Annotated in this window: 4 protein-coding genes; 3 read left to right on the top strand and 1 reads right to left on the bottom strand. The window is 65.5% G+C overall.

The window, feature by feature from the left end:
* Both JYJ84_RS27555 and JYJ84_RS27550 read left to right on the top strand, forming a co-directional pair.
* A partial coding sequence (locus JYJ84_RS27555) for an efflux RND transporter periplasmic adaptor subunit (RefSeq protein ID WP_205189705.1) occupies positions 1-461 on the top strand: 461 nt, incomplete at its 5' end.
* On the top strand, positions 458-3,583 hold the full coding sequence (locus JYJ84_RS27550) for an efflux RND transporter permease subunit (RefSeq protein ID WP_175221499.1): 3,126 nt from the start codon (positions 458-460) through the stop codon (positions 3,581-3,583). The genes JYJ84_RS27555 and JYJ84_RS27550, both read left to right, overlap by 4 nt.
* Before the next feature lie 694 nt (positions 3,584-4,277).
* Here the strand turns inward: JYJ84_RS27550 and JYJ84_RS27545 are convergent.
* Entirely contained in the window at positions 4,278-4,469 is a 192-nt protein-coding gene (locus JYJ84_RS27545; protein ID WP_175221500.1) for a hypothetical protein, read from the bottom strand.
* Between the two features lie 212 nt (positions 4,470-4,681).
* Between JYJ84_RS27545 and JYJ84_RS27540 the strand changes: the two genes are divergently transcribed.
* On the top strand, positions 4,682-5,454 hold a 773-nt coding region (locus JYJ84_RS27540), incomplete at its 3' end, for an FHA domain-containing protein (protein WP_205189703.1).

Raw genomic sequence — 5,454 nt, 5'->3', positions numbered from 1 at the left:
TGACCGTCACGGCACGCGCGGGCGGCGCGCCGCTCGCGCAGGGCACGCTGAGCTTCATCGACAGCCAGGTCGACCGCACGACCGGCCAGATCCGGCTGAAGGGCGCGTTCGCCAACACCGATCGCAAGCTGTGGCCGGGCGAGCTCGTCACCGCGCAGGTGCTGCTGCGCACCGACCGTCAGCGGCTCGCGGTGCCGAGCCGTGCGATCGTCAACACGCAGGCGGGCCCGCAGGTCTATGCGATCGATGCGTCGGGCACCGCGCGACTGCGCGCGGTGCGGACGGGGGCGGCGGTCGACGGGATGATCGAGATCGCGAGCGGCGTCGCTGCTGGCGATCTCGTCGTGTTCGAAGGACAGAGCCGCCTCAATCCCGGCACGCCCGTCGCGGCAAAGCGGGTCGACGCGCGCGATGAAGCCGTGGCACCCGTGCCGCCCGCCACGCTGGATGCGTCGTCATGAGCCTGCTCGAACTGTTCATCCGCCGACGCATCGCGACGTCGTTCCTCGCGGTCGCGGTCCTGCTCGTCGGGCTCGTCGCGTACTTCATGCTGCCCGTCGCGCCGCTGCCGCAGGTCGATTTCCCGACCATCCAGGTCGTCGCGAAGCTACCCGGCGCGAGCGCGGACACGATGGCGACCTCGGTCGCGACGCCGCTCGAGCGGCAATTGTCGAACATCTCCGGCATCACGCAGATGACGTCGTCGAGCTCGCTCGGCACGACCTCGATCGCGATCCAGTTCGATCTGTCGCGCGACATCAACAGCGCGGCGCAGGACGTGCAGACGGCGATCAACGCGGCCGGCGGCACGCTGCCGAAGAACCTGCCGAATCCGCCGACCTACGAGAAGGTCAACCCGGCAGACTTCACGCTGCTGTCGTTGGCGCTGACTTCGCCGTCGCTGACGCTCACGCAGCTCGACAGCTACGCGGAGAACTTCCTCGCGCAGCAGATCTCGCAGATGCCCGGCGTCGGCCTCGTCGATTTCCACGGGCAGCAGCGCCCGTCGGTGCGGATCCGTCTCGACCCGGACAAGCTCGCGGCGCGCGGGCTCACGCTGGAGGACGTCCGCTCGATCGTCGGCGTGCAGACCGTCAATGCGCCGAAGGGCAACCTCAACGGCCCGGACCGCTCGGTCGTGCTCAATGCGACCGACCAGCTCACGTCGGCGGCAAGCTACCGCAACCTGGTCGTGGCCTACAAGAACGGCGCACCGGTGCGGCTCGACGATCTCGGCACCGTGGTCGAGGCGGCGGAGGACACGCAGCAGGCCGCGTGGCTGCAGCACGAGCGCGCGATCATCATCGACGTGCACAAGCAGCCGGGCTACAACGTCGTCCAGACGATCCGCAATATCACTACGCGCCTGCCGCAGCTCGAGGCGTCGCTGCCCGCGGCCGCGCACGTGCAGGTGGTCGGCGACCGCACGCAGACGATCGACGCGTCGGTGCACGACGTGCAGTTCACGCTGATGCTGACGATCGCGCTCGTCGTGATGGTGATCTTCTCGTTCCTGCGCAACGTCTGGGCCACGGTGATTCCGAGCCTCACCATCCCGCTGTCGCTGGTCGCGACGTTCGGCGTGATGTATCTGCTCGACTACAGCCTCGACAACCTGTCGCTGATGGGGCTCACGATCGCGGTCGGCTTCGTCGTCGACGATGCGATTGTCGTGATCGAGAACGTGATGCGCCACATCGAGGAGGGCGTGCCGAAGATGCGCGCGGCGTTGCTCGGCGCGCGCGAGGTGCGTTTCACGATCGTGTCGATGACGATCTCGCTGATCGCCGTGTTCATCCCGATCCTGATGATGGGCGGCATCGTCGGCCGCCTGTTCCGCGAATTCGCGGTGACGGTGAGCGTCGCGATCGTGATGTCGGCGCTGGTCTCGCTGACCGTCACGCCGATGCTGTGCGGCTGGCTGATTCGCCCGCCGGGCTCGGACGGCGGCCGGCTGCGCACGCTCGAACGCTGGCTCGAAGTCGCGTTCGTCGCGGTCGAGCGCCGTTACGAGCGCGGCCTCGACTGGGCACTCGCGCATCGCAGGACGATGCTCGCGGTGACCATCGGTACCGTCGCGCTGACGGCTGCGCTGTTCGTCACCATGCCGAAAGGCTTTTTCCCGCAGGAGGATTCCGGGCTGATCATGGGCGTCGCGCAGGCCGCGCCGGACATCTCGCCGCAGGCGATGGCGCAGAAGATGCAGCAGCTCGGCCGCATCGTCGAGGCCGATCCGGCCGTCGACAACACCTATTACTGGATCGGCCCGAATCCCACCGTGAGCCAGGGGCGCGTGATGATCAACCTGAAGCCGTTCGGCGTGCGCACGGCGAGCGCGGCGCAGGTGCTTGCGCGGTTGCGGCCGAAGCTGGCGAAGGTGACGGGCATCACGCTGTCGATGCAGGTCAGGCAGGACATCCAGGTCGGCGGACGGATCAGCGCCGCGCAATACCAGTACACGCTGCAGGACGCGGACGTGCAGGAGCTGAACCAGTGGGCGCCGCGTCTGACGAAGCGCTTTGCCACGCTGCCGCAACTGACCGACGTGACGTCCGACCAGCAGGCGTCGGCGACGAGCGCGACGATCGTGATCGACCGCAACACCGCGTCGCGCTTCGGCATCACCGCGCAGGCGATCGACGACACGCTGTACGACGCGTTCGGCCAGCGCCAGATCGCGACGCTCTTCACGTCGCTGAACCAGTATCACGTCGTGGAGGAGGTCGATCCGGCCTTCCAGTTGACGACTGACGCGCTCGCGCACCTGTACGTGCGGTCTCCGCTGACGAGCGAACTTGTGCCGATGAACGTGCTGGTGAGCATCGAGAACAATGTGTCGCCGATCTCGGTCAACCACCAGGGGCTGTTCCCGGCCGTGACGATCTCGTTCAATCTCGCGCCGGGGCATTCGCTCGGCAACGCGGTCGCGGCCATTCGCGCGGCGGAGGTGGCCGCGGCCAAGCCCGACACGCTCTCGGGCACGTTCCAGGGCACGGCTCAGGCGTTCCAGGCATCGCTCGCGAGCGAGCCGTACCTGATTCTCGCCGCGCTCGTCGTCGTGTACCTCGTGCTCGGGATGCTGTACGAGAACCCGATCCATCCGCTGACGATCATCTCGACGCTGCCGTCGGCGGGCGTCGGGGCGTTGCTTGCGCTGCAGCTCTTCAGGCAGGACCTGTCGATCATGGGCATGATCGGCATCATCCTGCTGATCGGCATCGTCAAGAAGAACGCGATCATGATGATCGACTTCGCGCTGGTGGCCGAACGCGAACAGGGCCTCGCGCCGGTCGCGGCGATCCGCCAGGCCTGCGTGCTGCGCTTCCGGCCGATCATGATGACGACGCTTGCCGCTCTGTTCGGCGCGCTGCCGCTCGCTATCGGGCATGGCGCGGGCGCCGAGCTGCGCGTGCCGCTGGGCATTGCGATCGTCGGCGGGCTGATCCTGTCGCAACTGCTGACGCTGTTTACGACACCCGTCGTCTACCTGTATTTCGACCGACTGGCGCGGCGTTTCGAACGTGGCGCGGGAGAGGACGATTCGCTGCTGGAGCCGGTGGCGGCGACGGAGCGGTCGCGGTGATGGCAACCGGGGATGGCTTCAACTGCAGGGAGATGTTCTGCAACGCCAATTGCCGGCGCGGTTTCGTGGGCGACTTGTCACCGGTGCGGTTCGAGCGGCGCCAAGCACTCAATGGCTCGTGAGTGTCTATGACACGCTGGCCGGTCCGGCGGCTTGCAGGGCGGCTTGTCTGGCGGGTCTGTACGAGCGGTGGTTGGCGTTGGCCGCCTTCCGCCGCAACAGTTTTCCGCGATGTGTGTGCTGCGGGTGGCGTGCCGTGTATCGCTCGGTCGACGTTATCGACGCGTGCAGGGGCACGCGACCTGCCATGTCGAAGTCGATTCCTCCGTCGATCATTCCCGACGCGGCGCGATGCCGCCGGTCGTGACAGGGACATCCCTCCCTCCCGAGTAGCAGGCGCGAAATCTTTCAAATTCGTATTCCGAAGTAAAAGGGCGGTGCGAATTGCCATGAGGCTGGTTTGGGCAGCAGGATTTCAGCAATTGCATAATAAAGGGGGCTTGATTGTGCGGTGCGGAAGTTCTCCGGTTGACATCATATTTATCGATGATCCGCGCACCGAATCGGAATGCCTGGATAAATGAATAAGTGAATTAATGCGTTGATTAAAACGCGGCGCGATTGTGTGATTTCCGGAAATTGTCAAGCTGATTGCTGAGCGTATTTCGATTGGGAATGTTTTGTGACATCGGCTTTACAAATCCGACTCATCATCCGGCTGGACGGCCGTCCAGCGGCGTGCGAACCCCCATGCGCCGTGCACAACGAGCCGTTCGACCGCTGATTTTTCTTTCGAAATCTGTCGAAAATGTAAGGCGTTACAAGCCGAAATCGTGGACTGATTATTCCAGTTGCTGTGCGTGACTTTATTTGGCAGGATTTTCATCTGGTTGCTCGGTTCAAAAAAACAAAGCGGTCGACAATTCAATTAACCGAAATGACACGCGCCGGACGAGCAACGGTTTGACAGACGGATGACAAAAACAGGTGGCGAGGCGGCGAACAGGCGACATTGTTCGCAATTGGTGAATCAATCGCTTGCCCGGCAGTGTCGATGCGTCACCGCATCGATCCGGGCGAATCCGACGCGGGGCGGTCATGGCGATACTCAAGAACGGTTCTTCCGGGGAAGCGTGCCTGCTTCGCGCATATCACGTGTTCGGTCGCGATGCCGCGCGCTGCGACACGGTCATCCGGGATGCGTCGGTGTCCCGCGTCCATGCCCATATCCGCTGGAGCGGCGGGCAGTGGGAGCTCCACGATCACAGCAGCAACGGCACGCTGGTATCGGGCGTTCCGTTGCGCGACGGCGAGCATGCGGTGCTGCAACCCGGCGACGTGATCCGGTTCGGCCGGGACGGTCTCGCACCCTGGCGTGTCCATGCGCTCGACGATCCGGCCGATACGCTGTGGCCGATACGAGGCGCCGCGCCGCCGATCGTGCTCGCGCCGCGCCAGATCCTGCCGGCCCGCGCTGCGCGGCCGGTCACGATCGTCCGGTCGGCGATCGGCGAATGGCTGTGCGACGACACGCTTCCGCCTCGCGCGCTCCACGACGGCGATGAAGTGTCGACCGGCGACTTCACGTGGCGCGTGGCGCTCGTGAGCAGAGGCTCGACGATGATGCTCGCGGTGCCCGCCGATCCGGCCGCGCCGGCGCAACTGCTCGAATTCTTCGTCAGCCGTAACGAAGAGCACGTGCGCATGCTGCTGCACGTGCGCGGCGGCGTGGTCGACCTCGGCGAGCGGGCCCATCACTACAGCCTCGTCACGCTCGCGCGCGCACGCTCGGCCGACATGCAGGCCGGCTACGACGCCGCCTCGCAAGGCTGGATCGACCTCGGGCGGCTGGCGCACATGCTCGGCATCGA

This window comes from Burkholderia sp. LMG 13014 (genome assembly GCF_905232215.1).
In the GTDB taxonomy this organism is placed as follows: Bacteria; Pseudomonadota; Gammaproteobacteria; order Burkholderiales; family Burkholderiaceae; genus Burkholderia.
This window is presented reverse-complemented; position numbering and strand designations above follow the sequence as displayed.

Excerpts from the sequence above, each read along its gene's own strand:
- JYJ84_RS27550 (WP_175221499.1), top strand. The coding sequence starts at position 458 with ATGAGCCTGCTCGAACTGTTCATCCGCCGACGCATCGCGACGTCGTTC.
- JYJ84_RS27545 (WP_175221500.1), bottom strand. The coding sequence starts at position 4,469 with ATGAAAATCCTGCCAAATAAAGTCACGCACAGCAACTGGAATAATCAG.